This is a genomic window from Ruegeria sp. A4 (genome assembly GCF_056543025.1).
The window spans coordinates 304,389-326,111 of sequence record NZ_JBQGAW010000003.1; the positions used below are offsets into that span (position 1 = coordinate 304,389).

The 21,723-nt window shown below is 60.3% G+C and carries 25 protein-coding genes; 16 read left to right on the forward strand and 9 right to left on the reverse strand.

Annotation, left to right across the window (positions count from 1 at the left end; all coding sequences use genetic code 11):
- Nucleotides 1–5: 5 nt before the first annotated feature.
- The 4 genes from ACR0E2_RS12850 (at nt 6) to ACR0E2_RS12865 (ending at nt 2,701) form a co-directional block, all read left to right on the forward strand.
- Entirely contained in the window at nt 6–1,217 is a 1,212-nt protein-coding gene (locus ACR0E2_RS12850) for an NAD(P)/FAD-dependent oxidoreductase (RefSeq protein ID WP_480446670.1), read from the forward strand.
- Nucleotides 1,214–1,771 carry a 16S rRNA (guanine(966)-N(2))-methyltransferase RsmD gene (rsmD, locus tag ACR0E2_RS12855; protein ID WP_171637343.1) on the forward strand — a complete coding sequence of 186 codons (558 nt, stop codon included), beginning with the start codon at nt 1,214–1,216 and terminating at the stop codon, nt 1,769–1,771. The genes ACR0E2_RS12850 and rsmD overlap by 4 nt, the downstream gene beginning before the upstream one ends.
- Before the next feature lie 89 nt (nt 1,772–1,860).
- Nucleotides 1,861–2,496, forward strand: a complete 636-nt coding sequence (locus tag ACR0E2_RS12860; RefSeq protein ID WP_171637341.1) for an HAD family hydrolase — start codon at nt 1,861–1,863, stop codon at nt 2,494–2,496.
- A 25-nt stretch (nt 2,497–2,521) separates the two neighbouring features.
- Nucleotides 2,522–2,701, forward strand: a complete 180-nt coding sequence (locus tag ACR0E2_RS12865; RefSeq protein WP_171637339.1) for a hypothetical protein — start codon at nt 2,522–2,524, stop codon at nt 2,699–2,701.
- Here ACR0E2_RS12865 and map read toward each other — a convergent pair.
- Nucleotides 2,689–3,501: a type I methionyl aminopeptidase gene (gene map / locus ACR0E2_RS12870; protein ID WP_152459408.1), complete on the reverse strand. Its 813-nt coding sequence runs from the start codon at nt 3,499–3,501 to the stop codon at nt 2,689–2,691. The two genes, ACR0E2_RS12865 and map, sit on opposite strands and share 13 nt — an antisense overlap.
- A gap of 269 nt (nt 3,502–3,770) precedes the next feature.
- Between map and ACR0E2_RS12875 the strand changes: the two genes are divergently transcribed.
- A complete protein-coding gene (locus ACR0E2_RS12875) occupies nt 3,771–4,166 on the forward strand; it encodes a RidA family protein (protein ID WP_254443983.1) in 396 nt (131 codons plus the stop codon).
- A gap of 1 nt (nt 4,167) precedes the next feature.
- On the opposite strand, the gene sfsA is transcribed toward ACR0E2_RS12875, so the two are convergent.
- Nucleotides 4,168–4,875, reverse strand: coding sequence for a DNA/RNA nuclease SfsA (sfsA, locus tag ACR0E2_RS12880; protein ID WP_171229938.1), 708 nt, complete (start codon nt 4,873–4,875; stop codon nt 4,168–4,170).
- Nucleotides 4,876–4,925: 50 nt separating this feature from the next.
- Here sfsA and ACR0E2_RS12885 point away from each other — a divergent pair, with 50 nt between their 5' ends.
- Genes ACR0E2_RS12885 through ACR0E2_RS12900 form a run of 4 tightly spaced genes read left to right on the forward strand, consistent with a single transcriptional unit; the run spans nt 4,926 to nt 7,842 of the window.
- Nucleotides 4,926–5,648, forward strand: a complete 723-nt coding sequence (locus ACR0E2_RS12885) for a competence/damage-inducible protein A (RefSeq protein ID WP_171117137.1) — start codon at nt 4,926–4,928, stop codon at nt 5,646–5,648.
- Nucleotides 5,645–6,355: a GNAT family N-acetyltransferase gene (locus ACR0E2_RS12890; RefSeq protein WP_480446672.1), complete on the forward strand. Its 711-nt coding sequence runs from the start codon at nt 5,645–5,647 to the stop codon at nt 6,353–6,355. The genes ACR0E2_RS12885 and ACR0E2_RS12890 overlap by 4 nt, the downstream gene beginning before the upstream one ends.
- 30 nt (nt 6,356–6,385) lie before the next feature.
- Entirely contained in the window at nt 6,386–6,943 is a 558-nt protein-coding gene (locus ACR0E2_RS12895) for a peroxidase-related enzyme (protein WP_152459932.1), read from the forward strand.
- 29 nt (nt 6,944–6,972) lie between these two features.
- On the forward strand, nt 6,973–7,842 hold the full coding sequence (locus tag ACR0E2_RS12900; protein WP_480446673.1) for an OmpA family protein: 870 nt from the start codon (nt 6,973–6,975) through the stop codon (nt 7,840–7,842).
- Here ACR0E2_RS12900 and ACR0E2_RS12905 read toward each other — a convergent pair.
- Nucleotides 7,835–8,797: a sodium-dependent bicarbonate transport family permease gene (locus ACR0E2_RS12905; RefSeq protein WP_171117141.1), complete on the reverse strand. Its 963-nt coding sequence runs from the start codon at nt 8,795–8,797 to the stop codon at nt 7,835–7,837. The two genes, ACR0E2_RS12900 and ACR0E2_RS12905, sit on opposite strands and share 8 nt — an antisense overlap.
- A gap of 99 nt (nt 8,798–8,896) precedes the next feature.
- On the opposite strand from ACR0E2_RS12905, the gene ACR0E2_RS12910 reads away from it, so the two are divergent.
- Nucleotides 8,897–9,814: a hydrogen peroxide-inducible genes activator gene (locus ACR0E2_RS12910; protein WP_171172024.1), complete on the forward strand. Its 918-nt coding sequence runs from the start codon at nt 8,897–8,899 to the stop codon at nt 9,812–9,814.
- A 52-nt stretch (nt 9,815–9,866) separates the two neighbouring features.
- Here ACR0E2_RS12910 and ACR0E2_RS12915 read toward each other — a convergent pair whose 3' ends face one another.
- Nucleotides 9,867–10,772, reverse strand: coding sequence for a LysR family transcriptional regulator (locus ACR0E2_RS12915; RefSeq protein ID WP_480446674.1), 906 nt, complete (start codon nt 10,770–10,772; stop codon nt 9,867–9,869).
- 227 nt (nt 10,773–10,999) lie between these two features.
- Here ACR0E2_RS12915 and ACR0E2_RS12920 point away from each other — a divergent pair, with 227 nt between their 5' ends.
- Both ACR0E2_RS12920 and ACR0E2_RS12925 read left to right on the forward strand, forming a co-directional pair.
- Nucleotides 11,000–11,440 (forward strand): DUF4399 domain-containing protein, encoded by a 441-nt coding sequence (locus ACR0E2_RS12920; RefSeq protein ID WP_152459400.1) that lies wholly within the window; start codon nt 11,000–11,002, stop codon nt 11,438–11,440.
- 100 nt (nt 11,441–11,540) lie between these two features.
- The gene (locus ACR0E2_RS12925) at nt 11,541–12,149 is read left to right on the forward strand and encodes a LysE family translocator (protein ID WP_480446675.1); all 609 of its coding nucleotides are present in this window, start codon (nt 11,541–11,543) and stop codon (nt 12,147–12,149) included.
- Nucleotides 12,150–12,170: 21 nt separating this feature from the next.
- Here the strand turns inward: ACR0E2_RS12925 and ACR0E2_RS12930 are convergent, their stop codons facing one another.
- Nucleotides 12,171–14,198 (reverse strand): FAD-dependent oxidoreductase, encoded by a 2,028-nt coding sequence (locus ACR0E2_RS12930; protein WP_480446676.1) that lies wholly within the window; start codon nt 14,196–14,198, stop codon nt 12,171–12,173.
- A 137-nt stretch (nt 14,199–14,335) separates the two neighbouring features.
- On the opposite strand from ACR0E2_RS12930, the gene ACR0E2_RS12935 reads away from it, so the two are divergent.
- Both ACR0E2_RS12935 and ACR0E2_RS12940 read left to right on the forward strand, forming a co-directional pair.
- The gene (locus ACR0E2_RS12935) at nt 14,336–14,827 is read left to right on the forward strand and encodes an RNA pyrophosphohydrolase (protein WP_480446677.1); all 492 of its coding nucleotides are present in this window, start codon (nt 14,336–14,338) and stop codon (nt 14,825–14,827) included.
- An 80-nt stretch (nt 14,828–14,907) separates the two neighbouring features.
- A complete protein-coding gene (locus ACR0E2_RS12940) occupies nt 14,908–16,173 on the forward strand; it encodes a SulP family inorganic anion transporter (protein ID WP_480446678.1) in 1,266 nt (421 codons plus the stop codon).
- Here the strand turns inward: ACR0E2_RS12940 and ACR0E2_RS12945 are convergent.
- The 3 genes from ACR0E2_RS12945 to nth all read right to left on the reverse strand — a co-directional run bounded on the left by ACR0E2_RS12945 (nt 16,143) and on the right by nth (nt 18,633).
- Entirely contained in the window at nt 16,143–16,853 is a 711-nt protein-coding gene (locus ACR0E2_RS12945; RefSeq protein WP_480446679.1) for a glutathione S-transferase family protein, read from the reverse strand. The genes ACR0E2_RS12940 and ACR0E2_RS12945 overlap by 31 nt on opposite strands.
- A gap of 149 nt (nt 16,854–17,002) precedes the next feature.
- Complete coding sequence (locus tag ACR0E2_RS12950; RefSeq protein WP_152459395.1) at nt 17,003–17,992, reverse strand: adenosine kinase; 990 nt, start codon at nt 17,990–17,992, stop codon at nt 17,003–17,005.
- A complete protein-coding gene (gene nth, locus ACR0E2_RS12955) occupies nt 17,989–18,633 on the reverse strand; it encodes an endonuclease III (RefSeq protein ID WP_480446680.1) in 645 nt (214 codons plus the stop codon). Before nth ends, ACR0E2_RS12950 begins: the two co-directional genes overlap by 4 nt.
- 116 nt (nt 18,634–18,749) lie before the next feature.
- Here nth and ACR0E2_RS12960 point away from each other — a divergent pair, with 116 nt between their 5' ends.
- Nucleotides 18,750–19,601, forward strand: coding sequence for a methylated-DNA--[protein]-cysteine S-methyltransferase (locus tag ACR0E2_RS12960; RefSeq protein WP_152459393.1), 852 nt, complete (start codon nt 18,750–18,752; stop codon nt 19,599–19,601).
- Nucleotides 19,602–19,778: 177 nt separating this feature from the next.
- Complete coding sequence (locus tag ACR0E2_RS12965) at nt 19,779–20,213, forward strand: glyoxalase superfamily protein (protein ID WP_480446681.1); 435 nt, start codon at nt 19,779–19,781, stop codon at nt 20,211–20,213.
- 60 nt (nt 20,214–20,273) lie between these two features.
- Here ACR0E2_RS12965 and ACR0E2_RS12970 read toward each other — a convergent pair whose 3' ends face one another.
- Nucleotides 20,274–21,713, reverse strand: a complete 1,440-nt coding sequence (locus tag ACR0E2_RS12970; protein WP_480446682.1) for an aldehyde dehydrogenase family protein — start codon at nt 21,711–21,713, stop codon at nt 20,274–20,276.
- Between the last annotated feature and the right edge of the window lie 10 nt (nt 21,714–21,723).

Sequence of the window (21,723 nt, forward strand, 5' to 3'; positions counted from 1 at the left end):
AAAGCATGAGCCATATTGTCGTGATTGGCGCGGGTCAGGCAGGAGCGTCCTTGGTGGCGCGGCTGCGCAAGGACGGGTTCGACGGAGAGATTACTCTGATCGGGGCCGAGCCGCATCTGCCGTATCAGCGCCCGCCTTTGTCCAAGGCTTATCTTCTTGGAGAGATGGAGCTGGAGCGCCTGTTCCTGCGACCCGAAAGCTTCTATGCCGAAAACAACATCACTCTGCGGCTTGGCCAGCGCGTGACCGGCATCGACCCCAAGGCCAAAACGGTCACTGTTGGGGATGAAGTCATCCCGTATGACGAACTTGCGCTGACTACCGGGTCAGATCCGCGCCGCCTGCCTGCCGCCATCGGAGGCGATCTGGACGGCGTGCACGTGGTGCGCGACCTGGCCCATATTGATGAGATGGAACCCAAAGTGACCGAAGGCGCCCGCGCGTTGATTGTGGGCGGCGGTTACATCGGGCTCGAGGCCGCCGCCGTCTGCGCGAAACGCGGCGTCAAGGTCACCTTGGTCGAGATGGCCGACCGCATCCTGCAACGGGTCGCTGCGCCAGAAACCAGCGCGTATTTCCGCGCGTTGCACAGCGAATACGGTGCCGACATCCGCGAAGGTGTCGGGCTGGATCGTCTGATCGGCGAAAATGGCTGGGTTGTGGGGGCCGTGTTGACGGACGGCACGACGCTGGACGTTGATTTCGTGGTGGTCGGTGTGGGCATCACCCCCTCTACCCAACTGGCCGAGATGGCAGGGCTCGAACTGGATAACGGCATCAAAACCGATGCCCATGGTCGCACGTCTGATCCGTCGATCTGGGCGGCGGGCGATTGCGCCTCTTTCCCCCATGGCGAAGGGCGTATCCGTCTGGAAAGCGTCCCCAACGCGATCGACCAGGCCGAAATCGTGGCGCAGAACATGCTGGGCGCGGCCAAGGATTATGTGGCAACCCCATGGTTCTGGTCGGACCAGTACGACGTCAAGCTTCAGATCGCGGGCCTGAACACCGGATATGACCGCGTGGTGACCCGCAAGGGCGAGGGTCAGACCGTGTCCTTCTGGTATTACAAGGGCGACAGGCTGATTGCTGTGGATGCGATGAATGATCCGCGGGCATACATGGTCGGCAAAAGACTGATCGAAATGGGCAAGACCGCTGACCCCGAAGTCGTGGCAGACCCGAACGCGGACCTGAAACCGCTGCTCAAGGCGTGAGGATCATTGCCGGAGAATTCCGGGGCCGGGCGCTGGCCTCGGTCGGCAAGGGTGATGCGGGCGCGCATCTGCGCCCCACCACCGACCGTGTGCGTGAAAGCCTGTTCAATGTGCTCAGCCACCAGATCGAATTTGACGGTTTGCGGGTGCTGGATCTGTTCGCGGGAACCGGGGCGCTGGGGCTCGAGGCGCTGTCGCGGGGGGCGTCGCATGTCACCTTCGTCGATGACGGGCGAGTGGCCCAGGGGTTGATACGCAAGAACATCGACCTGACCCGCAGCGCCGACCGTACGGATTTGATCCGCCGCGACGCGACCCGGTTGGGCGACAATCCCGGCGCGCCTTATGATCTGGTTTTTCTGGACCCGCCTTACGGGAAATCCATGGGGCAGAAGGCCGTCGCCGCCTTGGCCAATGGCTGGATCGCGGATGATGCCTTGTTGGTTTGGGAAGAAAACGCCCCGATGCAGGCGCCGGCCGGATTTAAATTGCATAACAGCCGCAAATATGGCGACACGCATATTTCCTTGATGTGGAAAGGCGTTCCAGATTGAAACGCGCTGCGCGGTTTGGTGCGGAACATGGGTGGACGATGACGGGAAAGCCTTGATAGGCCGAGTGCGAGGCAAATCAGGGATTCCATATGCACGATCTTGTCATTTTCGATTGCGACGGCGTTCTGGTGGACAGCGAGGTGGTCTCGAACCAGGTGCTGGTGGACAATCTGGCGCAACATGGCCTGCATCTGGCGCTGCATGAATGTATGTCCCTGTTTGTGGGCGGAACCATGGTGGGTGTGCGGGACAAGGCCCGCGCGATGGGTGCCGTTCTGCCCGAAGACTGGATAGATCAGGTCTATGCCGAAACCTACGACCGCCTGCGTGTAGGTGTGCCATTGGTGCCCGGTATCGCAGACCTGCTTGAGGGGCTGGATCAAAAAGGTATCCCCTGTTGCGTTGCGTCGAATGGCAGCCCGGACAAGATGAAGATCACTCTGGGTCAGAACGGGCTTTGGGACCGGTTCAAAGACGTGATGTTCTCGGCCCATGTGCTGGGCACCGGAAAGCCGGACCCAAAGATGTTCCAACTGGCCGCCGAGCACTTTGGCGCGACGGCTCCGGTGGTGATCGAAGACAGTCATAGCGGTGTCACGGCGGCAATCCGCGCCGGCATGCGTTGCCTTGCTTATGCGCCTCAGGGAGGCGGTGAAAAGCTGGCGGATCTGGGGGCCGAAGTGATCACGGACATGTCACAGGCGCATGGGTTGTTGGGACTTTGACCCGCGGTCGTGCTAATGTGCACGCATGGACCGCACTCTGACACCTTTTGCCTGGACCTTTTCTAGCGACAGCGAAGCCGCTGCCGGCCCCGAGCGCAAACCCATGCGCGCGCCGGTCTTCATCCACGACGCGGTCACGCCGTGGGCGGACGAAACGATGCTGCTGAAACTCCTCCGCGAACAGGCCGCGGATCAGGAGGAATAGGTCGGGTGAAACTTGCCAGCGGGTGACAGGGTAAAGATATCGACCCCATCCGAGGTGACGCCCACCGAATGTTCGAACTGTGCCGACAGCGATTTGTCGCGGGTTACGGCTGTCCAGTCATCGGCCAGGGTCTTGGTTTCGGGACGACCCAGATTGACCATGGGTTCGATGGTAAAGAACATACCCTCTTCCAGAACGGCACCGGTGCCCGGGCGGCCATAGTGCAGCACGTTCGGTGGCGCGTGAAACACACGACCCAGACCATGACCGCAGAAATCACGCACGACGCTCATCCGGTGTGCTTCGACATAGGACTGGATGGCATGGCCGATGTCACCAAAGGTATTGCCCGGCTTGACCATCTCGATGCCCTTGAACAGCGCGTCATGGGTCACCTGGATCAGCCGTTCCGCCTTGCGCGGCAGCTTGCCCGCCACATACATGCGTGAGGTGTCGCCAAACCAGCCATCGACGATGACGGTGACGTCGATATTCAGGATATCGCCGTCCTTCAGCTTTTTCTCACCGGGAATACCGTGGCAGACCACGTGGTTCACGCTTATGCAGCTGGCGTGCTGATAGCCTTTATAACCGATGGTGGCCGAGGTCGCACCGGCGTCTTCGACCATCTGCGTGATCAGCCCGTCAAGTGCGCCGGTGGTTTGGCCGGGAAACACATGTTCTGCAATATCATCCAGAATCCGCGCAGCCAGCGCCCCTGCCGCGTGCATCCCGGCAAAGTCACCTTGTTCATAGATGCGAATGCCGTCCTTGGTCAGGCGGCCACGATGCTCTTTCATCGACGCTAAGCTCCAAATGTTGCGCGCAGCATTCCTTTTACGCTGCTTGTGCAGAAAGTACCAGAGGGCGCGCGTTCAGACTGCGTAAACCATGCGAGAAACTTGGTTCCGTTGGCTCAGGATTCAAGAGTAGGGGCTGCATTGCAGCATCTCGGACCCCACCGCCTCGACCGCAATCCGTACGGCTACTGGCTTGGACACTTTTCACGGCAGGTGGATCAGTATCTAATGATTGCACTTTTTCTTGAGAAAATCAGGGAGCCGGACGTATGTCACAGAAACGAGAATTGATCTCTAACGGAAACCCCATGGAAAGCATCGTTGGGTTCAGCCGAGCGGTTCGGGTCGGGAACTTCATCGCGGTCGGGGGAACCGCACCAGTCGATGCTGAGGGCAACACTGTGGGTGTCGGCGATGTCTATCTGCAAACCAGACAATGTTTCGAAATCATCAAAGATGCGCTTGAGCGTGCCGGGTCAGGGCTGCATGATATTGTCAGAACGCGTGTCATCCTGACCGAAATCGAAAACTGGAAACAGGCGATCGAAGCCCGAAAGCTGTATTGTCTGGATGCTCGCCCTGTAGATACTATCATGGCCATCGAACGATTTGTGAATCCCGAGTGGCTGGTCGAGATCGAGGTTGATGCTGTCGTTTCGGACTGACTCAGCCGGCCAAAATCCTCATTTCAGTCTGCACCCAAACCCCCGACGGCGTTATCCGCGTCCCGTAAACGATCCGTTCCACCCCTTGCGCCTGCGCCGCCTCAAATGCCGCCGCGTAGGCTGGATCAATATCGGCCGCCAAAGCAAACCGGTCGCAATCGGTTCGCTGAACCAAATACAGCATGATCGCCCGGTGCCCTTGTGACGCCATTGCGGCCAACTCGGCCAGATGCTTGGTGCCACGGGCTGTGACGCTGTCGGGAAACTCGGCCAGTCCGGGCTGGCGTGACAGTGTCACGCTTTTCACCTCGACATAGGCATCCGGCAGGCCCGGCCCCGTCAGCAGGAAATCAATGCGGCTGTTGTCGCCGTATTTCACCTCGGGCCGGACGGTGCCATAGGCGGCCAGTTCGGGGATATCACCGGCTTCCAAAGCGGCCCGCAGCGCCCGGTTCGGAACCGAGGTATCGACCCCGGTAAAATGCCCGTTTTCATGATCCACCAGCCGCCATCCGAATTTCAGCTTTTTCTTCGGATCGTCGTTTGGCTCCAGCCAAATCTTTTCGCCGGGCTCGGCCAGCCCCATCATCGACCCCGGATTGGCGCAATGGGCCGTTACCTCACTTCCATCCTCAAGCCTGCAATCAGCCAGAAAGCGTTTATAACGGCGGATCAGCCGGGCGGGGACAAGAGGGGTTTCAAATCGCATGGTTCAGGGCCTATACCTGCCCCTGAGAACGATCAAGAGGGGACAGCGCCATGGCCAATCCAACCGCAGCGATGCTGGTGATCGGGGATGAAATCCTGTCGGGTCGCACCCGCGACGCGAATATGCATTTTCTGGCGCAGGAACTGACCAAACACGGCATCGACCTGAAAGAGGTCCGCATTGTCAGCGATGACGCCCCTGCCATCGAAGCGGCCGTCAAAGCGCTGTCCGACGCTTATGACAACGTCTTCACCAGCGGCGGCATCGGCCCGACCCATGACGATATCACGGCCGATTGCATTGCCCGCGCTTTCGACACACCCATTGATGTGCGCGATGACGCGCGCGCGCTTTTGCAGGCCCATTACGACAAATCCGGGCTGGAACTGAATGCCGCCCGCCTGCGCATGGCGCGTATTCCGGACGGTGCGACGCTGATCGAAAATCCGGTTTCGACGGCGCCCGGGTTCACGCTTGCGAATGTGCATGTCATGGCAGGTGTGCCGTCGGTTTTCCAAGCGATGGTGGCGAGCGTTTTGCCAACATTGACCGGAGGCCGCCCTTTGCTGTCGCAAACTCTGCGTGTGGACCGCGGAGAAGGTGATATCGCCGCAACCTTGGCAGCCTTGGCCGAAGATTTCAGCGACCTGTCCATCGGGTGCTACCCGTTTCAGATCAACGGTGCCTTCGGGGCCAATGTGGTCGTGCGCGGCACCGACGGGGGCCGGATCGACGCAGCCACCACCCGCCTGGCGAAAGAGCTAGAGCTTTGAGCAATAACTGGGCGGAAATAGTCGACGGAACCTGGCCCGCCGCACGCTATCAGCGGCTTGGCCCGTTTCTGCTGCGTGAGGGGCAGGGCGGAGGGTCGCGCGTGTCTGCGGCCAGTGCATTGGGCCCGGCCGATGAAGACGATATCGACGCCGCCGAGGCCGCGATGCTGTCCATGGGGCAAAAACGCATCTTCTGCCTGCGGCCCGGGGATGAAGCCCTGGATGCAATGCTGGCCCAGCGGGGATATGACATTCTTGACCCGGTCAACATCTATGTCTGCCCCGTCTCTCGGCTGATCGATCAACCGATCCCACCAGTCATGGTGTTTTCGATCTGGGAACCGCTTGAGATCATGCGCGAAATCTGGGCCTCGGGCGGGATCGGACCTGAGCGGATCGCGGTTATGGAACGTGCCAAGGGCCCCAAGACAGGATTTTTGCTGCGTCACAACGACAAACCCAGCGGCGTGGCTTTTGTGGCGATGCATTCAGACACTGCGATGGTCCACGCGCTGGAAGTGTTGCCCGAACACCGTCGTCAGGGGCTGGGCCACTGGACCATGCGCGCGGCGGCATTCTGGGCGCGTGATCACGGTGCACAGAACCTCAGCGTGATCTGCACCAAGGCCAATGAGGGCGCCAACGGTCTTTATCGTGCCCTCGGGATGGAGATCGCGCGCGAATACCATTACCGTCATCTTGTCTGAACCGAAGAGGCCGCCGTGATACAAAAAGACATGCCTACCGCGCTGAACCTGCCCATGGTCGATCCGCTGCCGCCGGAAACGCAGAAATACTTTGATATCTGTGTCGAAAAACTGGGCATGGTGCCGAATGTGCTGAAAGCCAACGCATTCGATATCGACAAGCTGAACGCCTTCACCGCGATGTATAACGATCTGATGCTGGCTGACAGCGGGCTGACCAAACTGGAACGCGAGATGATCGCGGTCGTCGTATCGTCGATCAACAAATGCTTCTACTGTCTGGTCGCCCATGGGGCGGCGGTGCGTCAGCTTTCGGGCAATCCGCAACTGGGCGAAATGCTGGTGATGAACTATCGCGTCGCCCCGCTGGAGCCGCGTCAACGGGCGATGCTGGACTTTGCCGCAAAGATGACTACCGCCAGCGCCGAGATCGAAGAGCCCGACCGCCAGCGCCTGCGCGATGCAGGCTTTTCCGACCGCGACATCTGGGACATCGCCAATGTCGCCGGGTTTTTCAACATGTCAAACCGGGTCGCCAGCGCGACGGCGATGGTGCCCAACGAAGAATATCACGCACAGTTTCGATGATCCGCGCCGCCGCCCTTGTTGCCCTGCTGATGACAGGACCTGTTGCCGCGCAGGACCTGACCCTGCCGGCCAGTGCCCGACAGATCAGCGACCGAACATCGCCACTGGACAGCTATGATCTGCCGACGGGGCCTTATGCAAATGGCTCGGTTCCCGCAGAAACACTCGAAGGGCGCGTGGAACGCTATACGTGGCGGCTTCAGGCGGGGTCGAGCACGACATTGCAGCTGCTGGCACCGTTGCGGGATCAGATCGAGGCGCAGGGCTACAAGATCCTGTTCGAATGCGACGCGCGGGTTTGCGGTGGTTTCGACTTTCGCTTTGGCACCGAGGTCGTGCCAACCCCGGACATGTATGTCGCCATTCAGGATTACCGTTTTTTGTCGGCCACCAAGGGGCCGGTTGCCCTTAGCCTGCTGGTCAGCCGCAATCCCCCGGATGGCTATGTTCAGATGATCCGGGTCACACCCCAGGACGCGCCGGACCCGGACCCTGTGGTGGTCGAGCAAGCTGTGGAAGGCTCGGTCGGGGTGTTGGAGGCCTTGGCGACAACGGGCCACGTGATCCTGGATGATCTGCATTTTCCGACGGGCGAGGTTGCCCTGGGCGAAGGGCCGTTTGACTCGCTGACCTTGCTGGCCGGATACTTGACCGACAACCCGAACACACGCCTGGCGTTGGTGGGGCACACTGACGATACCGGTGCGTTACAGGCAAATATTGCGGTCAGCAAAAGCCGGGCCGAGGCGGTGCGAACCCGCTTGATCGATGCGCATGGCGTGGCACCCGAACGGATCGAAGCGCAGGGTGTTGGCTATCTGTCTCCGCTCACATCGAATGCAACCCCGGAAGGGCGCGATCTCAACCGTCGGGTCGAAGCTGTATTGCTGGTCAACTGACCCACCACAGGTACAGCGGCAATCCGACGGTGATGTTGAACGGAAACGACACCCCCAGCGACAAGGTCAGATAGATCCCGGCCTCGGCCTTTGGAAGGGCGATCTTCATCGCGGCGGGAACCGCGATATACGAAGCCGAGGCGGACAGCACCATGAACAGGAACAAGCTGCCCTGTGGCAAGCCGATCAAGGCACCTACCGCCCAGGCCATAAATGCGCCGATCAGGGGCATCAAGACACCAAAGGCGAACAGGCCAACCGACAGCTTGTCTCGGTTGCTGATCAGGCTGCGCCCTGCCGACAGGCCCATATCCAGCAGAAACAGGCACAGAATTCCGGTGAAAGGCGTCACGATGAAGGGCGCGATCATCTGCATGCCTTCACCGCCGGTGATGGCTCCGATCAGGAAGGCACCGGTAAGCAGAACGATCGAGCCGTTGGCCAGCAGATCGCGCCACAGCTTGTCATCCTTGACGCCATTGCTTCCGGTCTTGTGCGCCAACCAAAGCGCCGACAGGATTGCTGGCACCTCCATCGCAGCCGCAACGGCCACCATGAAACCGTCATGGGTCAGCCCCACCAGATCCAGCAGGCTGGTGGCGGTGACAAAGGTGACGATCGAGATCGAGCCATAGTGCCCTGCCACCGCCGCCGCGTTCAGCGCATCCAGCCGTGTCATCACCCTGAGCAGGCCAAAGGCCACGAAGGGGATGGCAAAGGACAAGGCGACACCGCCCAACAGCGTCAGGAACAGTTGCAGGTGAATGCCATGCGCGGCCAGACTGGCACCGCCTTTGAACCCGATGGCCAGCAGCAGGTAAAGCGACATGAACTTGGCCGCGCCCGCAGGAATGGACAGGTCACTGCGTACAAAGGCGGCCAGAAGCCCAAGGGCAAAAAACAGTATGGTCGGCACCAGCAGGTTGCTGGAAAGTGTCTCGATCACTCCGGGCATAATTGACTCCTGATCCCTCGTTTTTCGGGTTAGGTGCCTTGCAAAACTGATTTCGCCAAATACTATCTTTCTAAGTTATAAATAGTTTCAGGCTATGAAATGCGCCCGACATTGCGACAGTTGGAATACATCGTTACGGTCAGTCGCCTTGGGCGATTCAGTTTGGCAGCCGAGGTGCTGAATGTCAGCCAGCCCAGCCTGTCGACGCAAATTGCGACTGTAGAACAAGAGCTTGGCGTTCGGATCTTTGAGCGTAACCGTGGTGGTATCCAGGTGACGGCGAAGGGAGAAGAGTTCATCTTGCGCGCACAGAAGATCCTGGCAGAGGTCAAGGACCTGCGCCACGCCATGTCGAACGATATGCCCGTCGGAGGACGATTGCGACTGGGGGTTTTGCCTTCGATCGGGCCTTATCTGTTGCCGCAAGCCATCAAACAGGTGCACCGGATTCGCCCCGGATTGCGCATTGCGGTGCGCGAGGAAAACACACTGGATCTGGAACAGGGTCTGAAATCCGGTCGCTTTGATCTGATATTGTCCACGCCCGAAGACCATCCGAATACCGTGCAACACCGGTTGTTCAACGAACCTCTTTGGGTCGCGGTTGCCGTTGATGACGTTCTGGCGCGGGATTTGCAGGGTGTCAGCGCCACCGATCTTCAGAACCGGATCTTCCTCACCCTGGATCAAAGCCACCGCCTGTCGCGCATCGTCTATGCATTGGCGGCGGAATGCGGTGGGGTTGTTTCGGATGAGTATGAAGGCACGACGCTTGATTCCATTGTTCTGATGGCGGCTTCGGGTGTTGGTGTTGCGGTACTGCCTGATCTTTATGCTCGCAGACAGGGGATCTACCGCGACGAGGTGCGATTGCGACCGCTGTCCATCGCCAATGCAAATCGCGATATCGCTCTTTTGGCACGCAGTTCCGAGACCCCACCGCCGGGTCAGAATGTGCTGACGGACAGCTTGCGCACTTCCGCCCGGTCCATGGGACTGTCAGTGATCGACCCGTAAAAAAAGGCCCGCACTTTCACATGCGGGCCAAAGGTTGGTCTTCAGGGAGAAATTACCATTCCATCGGACCCTTCCCGTGGAAGGAATCGACGAGGAAATCGATGAAGGCCCGCACTTTGGGTTGCGTAAAGCGGCCCGGCGGGTAGACGGCGTAAACGCCTTGAACTTCGTCAGGCAGGGACGGCATTGCATCGACAACCAGCCCGGCCTTCAGGGCTTCAGCGTAAAGATAGCTGGGCAGATAGGCGATACCCAGGCCGGAAACCGCTGCGTTCAACAGGGATTGGCCATCATTGACACTCAACCACCCGGCGGTACGAACCTGACGTTTTTCGCCGGATGGCGCGGTCAGTTTCCAGACATTGCCCGAGGATTGGCTGGAATAATGCAGCAGCTTGTGTTCGTTCAGATCATCGATCTTCTGCGGCCGGCCGAACCTTTCGACATAACTGGGCGCGGCGACCATGCGTTTGACCGTCTCGGTCAGTTTGCGGGCGCGCAGTGTACTGTCTTCCAGCTCACCAATACGCACGGCCACGTCAAATCCTTCGGAAATCAGCTCGACATAGCGGTTGTTCAAAACCATGTTCACAGTGATGTCGGGGTAGGCTGCAAGGAACTCGGACAGAACAGGTGACAGGTGATTGACGCCGAAATCCGTGGCAACGCTGATGCGCAAAAGACCAGACGGGGCCGATTGCATTGACGTGACCAGTGAATCCGCTTCTCCGGCATCATTCAACACGCGCCGCGCGCGGTCATAATAGGCCAGCCCGATTTCCGTTGGTGAAACCCGGCGCGTGGTTCGGTTCAACAGCCGTGCTCCCAGGCGCGCCTCAAGGCTTGATACGTGTTTGGACACAGCTGATTTGGAGATGCCCATCTTTTTGGCCGCATCGGTGAAGCCACCCTGGTCCACCACATTGGCGAAGGCTTCCATTTCGGTCAGTCGGTCCATACTCGTTCCCCAGATCTTGATTTCCGTCCTGACTATGGCGCTGAATCTGGGCGGAAACGGGGCAGACATGGGATAATATCAGGGATTTGAATCGGATCGTTTGCGTATGGGAAACGTAGAAACAGTGGTTTCCAAACGCGCCTCAGGCATTGTGATGCTGTGTTTTTCAGACAATCGCGCTAAGATCTCACATTGAGAATGGCATTTTTGTGACCAGGGAGGAGATCATGAGAACCTTTTTCGCCATTGCTGCGCTTTGCCTTTCGGTGGGCTTTGCGCATGCCGGAGGAGAGACCCCATCGAATCCTGATGCAAAGGTCTATTTCGTCAACCTGTCGGATGGCGATACCGTGCAATCACCGGTCACGGTTGTCTTTGGCCTAAGCGGCATGGGCGTCGCACCCGCCGGAACCGAGAAAGAAAACACCGGGCACCACCACCTGTTGCTTGACCGTCCCCCGCTGGGTGAAGGCGAGGATGGCGCGGATGAGTTGGCAAATGGTTTGCCCGCCGACGATAATCACATGCACTTCGGAGGCGGTCAGACCGAAGTAACGCTGGATCTGGCGCCGGGCCAACACACCCTGCAATTGGTTCTGGGCGACGCCGGGCATGTGCCGCATTCCCCGCCGATTGTATCCGAGGTGATCACGATCACCGTGGAATAGCCGCAGGTCGTTGAAACCGTCCGTTCGGTTCATGTGATGGAAAGGCATTTACATTTTCGGCGCACTTAGTGAATCTGCCTGCATTTGCAGGGGGATAATAATGTCGCTGGAATTCTTCGTCACATCATTGATTGTTGTTTTGCTGCCGGGTACCGGCGTCATCTATACTTTGGCTGTCGGTCTTGGGCGCGGGTTTCGCGCAAGCCTTGCCGCAGCCTTCGGATGCACACTTGGGATCGTTCCGGCGGCCTTGGCCAGCATCATCGGACTTGCAGCCTTGCTGCACACCAGTGCCGTCGCGTTTCAACTCATCAAATATCTTGGCGTCTTGTACTTGTTCTACATGGCATGGGGTATCCTGAAGGACGGCGGTGCCATGGATGTCGCGGCGGAGAAATCCGCAAAAAGCGACTTTGGAATTGCCGTGACAGGAACGCTGATCAACGTTTTGAACCCAAAGTTGTCGCTATTCTTCCTGGCCTTTCTGCCTCAATTCCTGCCGGCGAATGCAGCAAATGCAGGAATGGAACTGGCCAAACTGGCGCTGGCCTTCATGGCCATGACATTTGTTGTTTTTGTCGGGTATGGCGCATGCGCCGCACTGGCGCGGGACTATGTGATCCGACGCCCTGCTGTGATGGCGTGGATAAAGCGGTGTTTCGCAACCGCTTTTGGTGCCTTGGGTGCAAAGCTCGCGCTGTCGGACTGAAGACACTCTGAACGAGTGGCTTCAGAACTCTGCGGCAAGGCGTGTGCCCTGATTGATTGCGCGTTTGGCGTCCAGTTCGGCCGCCACATCCGCCCCACCGATCACATGCGGGGTGATCCCGCGTTCGATCAGCGCATCGGCCAGCGACCGCTCGGGCACCTGTCCTGCACACAGAACGATCGTATCCGCCTTGATGACGGTCGGATCGGCGCGCTCTTCTCCGAACGAGACATGCAGCCCCTCGTCGTCTATGCGTTCATAGTTCACGCCGCCCACGAAGTTGACATCCTTCATCTTCAGCGTGGCGCGGTGGATCCAGCCGGTGGTCTTGCCCAGCCCCTTGCCATGCGCCTGCTTCTTGCGTTGCAACAGCGTGACCTGCCGCTTGGGCGCCTCGGGCTGCGGGCCTTCGGGCGCCAGGCCTGCGCGGTGCTGCTCGGGGTCGGCGACGCCCCATTCCTTCATCCACAAGGGCAGGTCGGTGGTGGGCGAATGGCCTTCCTCCAACAGGTATTCCGACACGTCGAAGCCGATGCCGCCGGCGCCGATCACGGCCACCGATTTTCCCACCGGGGCCTTGTCGCGCAGCACGTCGATATAGTTCACGACATTGTCGCGGTCCTCGCCCGGGATCTGCGGGTCGCGCGGGTTGACGCCGGTGGCGATCACCACCTCGTCGAACCCGATCAGATCGTCGGCGCCGACTTTGCGGCCCAGTTCGACCTTGACGCCCAGATCGTTCAGCATGGTGCGGTACCAGTCCACCAAGCCCCAGAACTCTTCCTTGCCCGGCACCTGCTTGGCCATGTTCAGCTGGCCGCCGATCTCGTCGGCCTTGTCGAACACGGTCACGTCATGGCCGCGCTCCGCCGCCGTCATCGCCGTGGACAGGCCCGCCGGACCCGCGCCCACGATGGCCACGCGCTTGGGCATGGCGGCCTTTTCGATCACCAGCTCGGTCTCGTGGCAGGCGCGCGGGTTCACCAGGCAGGAGGTCAGTTTGCCGCTGAAGGTGTGATCCAGACAGGCCTGGTTGCAGGCGATGCAGGGCGCGATCCTGGCCGATTCGCCGGCCATCGCCTTGGCCACGAAATCCGCATCCGCCAGCATCGGCCGCGCCAGAGAGACCATGTCGGCACAGCCCTCGGTCAGCACCTGCTCGGCCACTTCGGGCGTGTTGATCCGGTTCGAGGTGATGACCGGAATCCCCACCCTGCCCATCAGTTTTTTCGTCACCCAGGCAAAGGCCCGGCGCGGCACCGATGTGGCGATGGTCGGGATCCGCGCCTCGTGCCAGCCGATGCCGGTGTTGATGATCGTGGCCCCCGCTTCTTCGATCCGCTGCGCCAGTTCCACCACCTCCTCGAAAGTCGAGCCATTGGGCACAAGGTCGATCATCGACAGGCGGTAGATGATGATGAAATCGGTGCCCACCGCTTCGCGGGTGCGGCGCACGATTTCCAGCGGTAGGCGCATCCGGTTCTCATAGGACCCGCCCCAGCGGTCGGTGCGCTTGTTGGTATGGGTCACCAGAAACTGGTTGATGAAATACCCCTCGGACCCCATGATCTCGACCCCGTCATAGCCCGCCTTCTGGGCCAGCACGGCGGCGTTCACGATGTCACTGATCTGCTTTTCGATGCCGTCCTCGTCCAGGTCGGTCGGCGGGAAAGGCGAGATCGGCGACTTCACCGGGCTGGGCGCCACGCATTTCGGCCCATAGGCATAGCGACCCGCATGGAGGATCTGCATCGCGATCTTGCCGCCCGCCTGATGCACCCGGTCGGTGACGACGGAATGATTGGCCACGTCCTTGTCGCTGGTCATCATTGCAGCCCCCGGCAGGACCGAGCCTTCGAGGTTCGGCCCGATGCCGCCCGTGACCATCAGCGCCACGCCACCGCGCGCGCGGGCGGCATAGAACTCGGCCACCCGGTTCCAGTCGCCGGTTTCCTCCAGCCCGGTATGCATCGAGCCCATCAGGACCCGGTTCTTCAACGTGGTAAAGCCCAGATCCAGTGGTGCCAGCATGTTTGGGTACACAGTCATGGCAAAACTCTCCCTCCTGAATTTGCGTGATAGATTGACGTTCGCGTAAACTTTGTCACGCGAAACCCCACGTCACCCTCTTTGCTGTTGCGCCGGTGATTGCTAGAGGTGGGTGAAACAACACGATGAGGCCGCGCGTGACCCCCGAAGAAATTGCCAAACTGCCCTATCGCCCCTGCGTCGGGCTGATGCTGATGAACGATCAGGGCCAGATCTTCGTCGGTCAGCGCAACGACCGGTTCGAGGACGCGTGGCAGATGCCACAAGGCGGCGTGGACAAGGGCGAAGACCCTCGTGATGCGGCCTTGCGAGAGCTGTGGGAAGAAACCGGTGTAACCGGCGATCTTGTGGAAATCGTGGCCGAGACCGAAGGCTGGCTGCCCTATGACCTGCCGCATGATATCGTGCCCAAGATCTGGAAGGGCCGATATCGTGGGCAGGAGCAGAAATGGTTCCTGATGCGGTTTCTGGGAACCGACGACCAGATCGACATCGAAACCGACCACCCCGAGTTCACCCGCTGGAAATGGCAGGACCCCGAGCGCCTGATCGCCGAGATTGTGCCCTTCAAGCGCGAGGTTTACGAGCAGGTGTTGAAGGCGTTCGGCGCGCATATTCGTCGCACTTGACGTGGTATTGAATTAGGTACAAGTCTGATGCGCTTTTATGGCCGCCCGACAGTGTGCGGCCAAATGGAGTGGTGGATTTCATGCGCCAGCCAAAGATCCTGACGACGCTCAAAACCTATGACATGACCCAGTTCACGGCGGATCTGATCGCCGGGATCTCGGTTACCATGGTGGCCCTGCCGCTGAGTCTGGCGATTGCCATCGCCTCGGGTGCCGACCCGGCGCAAGGGTTGGTCACGGCCATCGTCGCCGGGTTCGTCATTTCGGCGCTGGGGGGCAGCCGGGTCCAGATCGGAGGCCCGACCGGCGCCTTCATCGTGGTGGTGTTCGGCGTGATTGCCGAACACGGCTATGACGGGTTGGTCATGGCCACCTTCATGGCGGGCTTCATCCTGCTGATCGCGGGTTATTTCCGGGCCGGGCGGTTGATCTCGTTCGTGCCCGAAGCGGTCGTCAACGGCTTTACCATCGGCATCGCCGTCATCATCGCCGCCAGTCAGATCAAGGATTTCTTTGGCCTGTCGATTCAGAATCTTCCCGCCGAATTCCTTGAAAAAGTGCCCGCGCTGTGGGCTGCGCGCGACACGCTGAACCTGCCGGACACGGGAATCGCCCTGCTGGCGGCGGTGTTGATCGTGGCCCTGCGCCAGATCGCGCCACGTTTTCCGGGGCTCATCATCGCGGTCGGCGTTGCCTCGGCGCTGGTCGCGCTGATGGGGCTGGGGGTCGACACGATCCATTCGCGGTTCGGCGATCTGCCTTCGACCCTGCCGGCGCCGCAGCTGCCCGATCTGTCGCTGTCGCGCTTTGTCGAGCTGTTCCCCTCGGCCGTCACCATCGCCTTTCTGGCGGGGGTTGAATCGCTGCTGTCGGCCATGGTTGCTGATCGCATGATCGGCGGACAGCACCGGCCCAACGCAGAACTGACGGCGCAGGGCGCGGCCAACATCGCCTCGGCCCTGTTCGGAGGGCTGCCGGCCACCGGCGCCATCGCGCGCACGGCGACGAACATCAAGGCTGGCGGCAAGACGCCGGTGGCCGGCATCATCCACGCGCTGGCCATCCTGCTGATCATGCTGGTCGCGGCCCCGGCGGCGGGCTATCTGGCCATGCCGGCATTGGCCGCACTGCTGATGATCACCGCCTGGAACATGAGCGAGCCGCACAAATGGGGCGAATACGCCCGCGCGCGCCCCAGCGATCGGGCGCTGCTGTTGCTGACCATGCTGCTGACCGTTTTCATCGACCTGACCGTTGCCATTGGTGTGGGTGTCGCCATCGGCCTGGCCTTGCGGCTCAGCCGACGTGAGTCGGTTCAGACGGACTGGACCCCGCCCGACCGGTGAGTAACCGGCGTGCCGTCGGCCTCATAGCCGATGACCCCCGGTTCCCACCACCAAATCGGGTTTGCCTTGAAACTGTTGCGCGCGTCCAGCCGGTCGAGCAGCGCCGAAACCTTGTGGTACCGGTCCAGCTTCAGATCTACCCCAAGCGGCCTTGCCTGCACGAAACGCACATGGGCGGCCAGAAAGATATCCTGCATCGACAGGTAGCCCGGCACGAAACCGTCCTCGCCGGTCAGCCGGTTCTCCAGCCAGTCCAGGATATGGGCCAGCTTCTCGGCTGACCGCTGAAGATGCGTGTTCTGGCCCACGCTCACGCCGGACCACTTCATTTGCGAGATGGTCGTGGCCGCGTTTCCGAAGGTCTGGATGGTCGAGAATACAAGCTTATCCTGCCACTGCGCGTCCCCGGGCCGAAAGGCAAAGGGTGCCAGTTTCGGCGCGGCCTGCGGCCTGTCCGGATAGGTCGACAGCAGGTATTCGACGACGGTGCCGCTTTCCCACAGCACAAGATCGCCGTCCCAGAATGTCGGCACCTGCAATGTCGGAGTAGCCTGCGCGCGTTGCTCGGCGCTGGGCGTGGTTATTTCCTCTCGTCTTTCGTAATCCAGCGAAAGTTCGTCCAGAACGATCCTGACCGCCCTTGCAAATGGCGACCCGGTCGTGAACAGCAGTGCTCTCATGACAGCCCCCCTTTTTGATGCGAAAAGCATAACGCTGTCAGAGCCGGCCCTGCCAGCAAAAAAAGGGGCGTCGCGGCCCGGTGTTCAGGCCGCGCTCGCAGGGTCGAGCCGCATTTTTTCCCGAAAAAAGGCGCGGGAAACCCGCGTCCTCAAACCAACCCTTCTTCCCTCAGCAGCTCCAGCATGTTCGCCTCGGGGCGGGGGCCGATATGGCTGATCACCTCGCGGGCGCAGACATTGCCGATGCGGGCGCAGGTTTCATAATCGCGGCCCGTTGCCATGCCGAACAGGAACCCGGCGGCAAACTGGTCGCCGGCACCCGTTGCGTCAACCGGGACGACCTTCTCGACCGGTACGTCAATGCGAGCATCACCGTTCATAACCGTCACCCCGTCACCCGAGCGGGTGCAGACCACCAGCGGGCAGATCGCCGACGTGCGCCGCAGCGCCTCTTCCAGGTCGTCGGTCTCGAACAGGGATTTGATCTCGGCCTCGTTGCCGATCACGAAATCCAGCTCGTTTTCAATCAGCAGCAGGAAATCCACCCGATGCCGTTCCACGCAGAATGGGTCGGAAATGGCGATCCCGGCTTTGCCGCCACCCTTGTGACAGGCGCGTGCGGCCTCAAGGAATGCCGCCTTGCCTTTTTCCTTGTCGAACAGATACCCCTCGAGGAACATGATCTGGCTGTTTCCAGCGACCTCATCCGGAACGTCCTGAGACGACAGTTCCGAGGAAATGCCCAGATAGGTGTTCATCGACCGCTCGCCATCAGGCGAGACAAAGATCATCGAGCGTGACGTCGGCAATTCGCCACCCGGAACAGGCGGGTTCACGAAGTCGACGCCATCTTCGTTCATCGCATCTGCATAGAACCGGCCCAGAGCGTCATCGTGTACCCGGCCGATAAACGCTGCATCCAGACCAAGCGCGCCTGCGCCCGCAATGGTATTGGCCACCGAGCCGCCCGGCGTTTGAACTCGGCTTTCCATCGAGGCGTACAGCACCTCGCCGCGTTCCTGTTCGATCAACTGCATGATGCCTTTTTCGATGCCCATCAGCTCCAGAAAGCTGTCATCGGCCTGGGAAATCACGTCCACAACGGCATTTCCGATGCCGGTCAGTTGATAAGTCTTCATAGGGTTTTGTCCTCGAATTGGCAGAGATCACGGATGATGCAGGTCGGGCATTGCGGCTTGCGCGCCTTGCAGTGGTACCGGCCATGCAGGATCAACCAGTGATGCGCATGAAGTTGAAAGTCAGTGGGAATATTGTCTTCGATGGCGCGTTCGACCGTGTCCACATCCTTGCCGGGGCAAATACCGGTGCGGTTGCCGACGCGAAAGATATGGGTGTCCACCGCCTGCGCCGGTTGCCGCCACCACATGTTCAGAACCACGTTGGCCGTCTTGCGGCCCACACCCGGAAGGGATTGCAGGGCAGCCCGGGAATTGGGAACCTCGCCACCATATTCGTCAACCAGGATACGGCTGAGCTTGATGACGTTCTTGGCCTTCTGGCGGAACAAGCCAATGGTCTTGATGTGCTCGATCAGGCCGTCCTCGCCCAGATCCAGCATCTTTTGCGGCGTGTCGGCGATCTTGAACAGGTCGCGCGTCGCTTTGTTGACACCCGCATCCGTGGCCTGCGCCGAAAGGGCCACGGCGACGACCAGAGTATAGACGTTCACATGCTCCAGCTCGCCCTTGGGTTCCGGGTCGGCCTCTTGAAAGCGCGTGAAAATCTCGCGGATCGTATGATAGTCGAGTTGCTTTGCCATCCGGGCCTTAATGCCGTCCACCGCGCCCTGACACAAGCACAAAGCCAATGCGCAAGTTCCGGGTCGCGACAGCGTGGCCGGCGCGCTATGGTTTTGTCAGATGATGAGGTGGAACCATGAACGTCCAGACCCCAGAAAGCGGTTATCATTACAACGTCATGCGCCGGGCAATCGAGTTGATCGATCAGGGCGGTGAAGGCCTGAGCCTTGATGAACTGGCGCGCCAGATGGATATGAGCCCGGCCCATTTCCAGCGTTTGTTTTCGCGTTGGACCGGAGTGTCACCGAAACGGTACCAACAATACCTGACGCTGGGCCATGCGAAAGCATTGTTGCGTGAACGGTTCACGACATTGGAAACGGCCCACAATGTGGGCCTGTCCGGCAGCGGGCGTCTGCATGATCTGTTCCTGAAGTGGGAATCCATGAGCCCTGGCGAATATGCCCGAAAAGGCGAAGGTCTGACGATCTATTGGGGGTGGTTCGAATGCCCCTTTGGCCCTGCGCTGGTCATGGGGACCGACAAGGGCATCTGCGGCATCGCCTTCGGTGCCGAGACCGGCGAAGAGGCCGCGATGGAAGACATGATCTCGCGCTGGCCCAAGGCGACGTTTGTCGAAGATCCGATGCGCCTGCGTCCTTGGGCGCTGAGTGCTTTTGGCGCTGCCAGCGACCGGTTGGAGCCGACACCGGTTTTCCTGATCGGGTCACCTTTGCAAATCAAGGTGTGGGAAGCGCTGATGCATATCCCGTCCGGGCAGGTCACGACCTATTCCGAGATCGCCCAACGAATCGGTTCGCCGCAAGCCGTTCGCGCCGTTGGAACGGCAGTTGGTCGCAACCCGGTCAGTTGGTTGATCCCCTGCCATCGGGCATTGCGCAAATCAGGTGGTCTGGGGGGCTATCACTGGGGCTTGCCTGTCAAGCGTGCCATGCTGGCCTATGAGGCGGCGCAGGCAGATGCCTGATTGACAGACGGCCCGCCCGCTGCCAAAAGGCACCTCAGGTTCGGGTCCCCTGCCGTTCGCGGCCATTGGCTTTGGTGAAACCCGGTTTGAAAAGCATCTGTTGCCCTTTCCCGGCGCGCGGATGGAAATGCGAGCCCCGTCCTGACTTCGCGCCCGTTCAAGGAAACGAGGCACATGATGACACGATCCCAAACCGTTGCTCCGGTTGAAGAGCTGAAAGCGCAGGCGAGACGCCTGCGGGAAGACTTGAAAACGAAGGGCGTTTCGCTGTCGCACAGTGCGGCATTGGAACTGCTGGCCCATCAGCATGGCGTTCGAGACTGGAACACCTTGCACGCAATTGCCGGAAACCGGATGCATCTGCGCGTGGGTGATCGGGTCGAAGGGCGCTATCTGGGTCAGGCGTTCACGGCCGAAATTCGCGGTATGACCATTCTTGGCGATGGCGCGCGTCGCCGAGTGACCCTGCATTTCGATGCGCCGGTAGATGTGGTGCGCTTTGACAGCTTTTCTGCATTTCGACAGCGCGTCACCGGAGAGATTGGGTGGGACGGTCAATCCCGGCGCCGCACGTCCGATGGCGTACCCCAGCTTGTGGTGCGGCCCCTATAGGGGGTTGTGGGCGGGGCCAACCGCGTTGCCCCGCCCGATCTGTCTGCTTTGCAGGTATAGTTACTCTGCCGCCCAACCACCGACAGCTTTGATCTCGAGGAAGTCCTCAAGCCCAAAGACGCCGCCTTCACGCCCGTTGCCGGATTGCTTCATGCCGCCGAACGGTGAGCCCGCGCTGCGCGATTGCCCGTTCATTTCGACCATGCCCGACCGCAGCGCCCGTGCCATGCGATTGGCACGCGCGCCGTCCTGCGTCTGAACATAGTTGGTCAGGCCATAGGGGGTATCATTGGCGATTTCGATAGCCTCTTCTTCGGTGTCGAAGGGGATCATGGTCAGAACCGGGCCAAAGATTTCTTCGCGGGCGATGGTCATCTGGTTGTTTGCATCGGCAAAGACCGTGGGGCGGACATAGTAGCCCTTGTTCAGCCCCTCTGGCCGTCCGGTGCCGCCTGCGACCAGCCGCGCCCCTTCATCGATGCCTTTCTGGATCAAGTCCTGAATCTTGGTCCACTGAACTTCATTCACCACCGGGCCGATATGGCGGCCTTCCTCTGAGGCAGGGCCAACCTTGACCATGTTTGCGACCTCGGCCGCGGTTTCCACAGCCTTGTCATAGATCGGGCGTTGAACCAGCATCCGGCTGGGGGCGTTGCAGCTTTGGCCGGTGTTTTGCATCATGTGCAGCACCCCACGCTTGACCGCTTTTTCGTCCGCGTCCTCAAAGATGACGTTGGCTCCTTTGCCTCCAAGCTCAAGATGTACTTTCTTGAGGGTTTCAGCCGCGTTTTTGGAAATCGCGGTGCCTGCGCGGGTCGAACCTGTGAAGCTGACCATGTCCACATCCGGATGACCCGAAAGTTGCGAACCAACACCCGCGCCGTCGCCGTTGACCAGATTGAACACACCGGGCGGGAAGCCTGCCTCGTCCATCATCTCGGCAAAGATCATCGCGTTCAGCGGGCTTTGTTCCGACGGTTTCAGCACCATCGTGCAGCCCGCAATCGCAGCAGCCCCAACCTTGAGCGTGATCTGGTTCATCGGCCAGTTCCACGGCGTGATCAAAGCGGCAACGCCAACCGACTCGTAAATGATGCGATCATTCGGCGCATGATCCCCCAGCGGGCGCTCGAATTCGAACGACCTGGCGGCGCGGATGAAGTTCTTCAGGTGATAGATGCCGGCGCCCGCCTGCGCCGAACGCGCCAGATCGATCGGGGCGCCCATTTCCAGCGACATCGCCTGCGCCAGATCCTCTGCCCGGGCTGCATAGAGTTCGACCAGTTTTTCCACCAGCGCGATGCGGGTTTCCACTGGCGTGGTCATCCAGCCCGGCAGGGCGGCCTTGGCCGCGGCAACGGCCGCATTCGTGTCGGCTTCGGCGCCAAGCGAGATCACGGCGCAGGGGTCTTCGGTTGACGGGTTGATGACCTCGAAGTCATTGGGCTGCGATGGGGCCACCCACCGACCATTAATATAGAAATCCCGCTTTTCGATCATCCTGAGCCCT